Consider the following 411-nt stretch of genomic DNA (forward strand, 5'->3'; position numbering starts at 1 on the left):
ATGAGCCGGTCCAGTTCCACGCCGGTCACCTGCCGAGCCTCTTCATCCGTACCCGGCTTGGGGAGCCGCCAGACCGTCCCCTCTTCCGCTGCCTGACAAACCAGGGGGCTGTGGGTCGTGACGAGGAACTGCATCTTCGGGAAGTGCTTCCGGAACCAGAGCCCCACGTTGCGCTGCCACGTCGGGTGCAGGTGGGCGTCCACCTCGTCGATGAGCACCACGCCCGGCACGTTGATGCGTGTAGGGTCCTTCGCGTAGAAGACCCGTTTGGCGCCATAGGCAGCCACGAGCTGGCGGATAAGCTCGAAGGTCATGCTCAAGATGGAGCGATAACCATCGCTCAGTTCCTCCACTGGGACATGGTGCCCATTGCCATCCACGAAGATCACCTCGTCCGAGGTAATCTCCTCC

General features: G+C 62.5%; 1 protein-coding gene. It reads right to left on the bottom strand.

What is annotated here, in order from left to right:
* Positions 1 to 389, bottom strand: a 389-nt coding sequence (locus HUA78_RS45785) for an AAA family ATPase (protein ID WP_371745827.1), incomplete at its 3' end; no start/stop codon positions are given.
* Positions 390 to 411 lie beyond the last annotated feature (22 nt).

The sequence above is a fragment of the Myxococcus sp. CA033 genome, from assembly GCF_013336625.1.
GTDB lineage: Bacteria > Myxococcota > Myxococcia > Myxococcales > Myxococcaceae > Myxococcus > Myxococcus llanfairpwllgwyngyllgogerychwyrndrobwllllantysiliogogogochensis.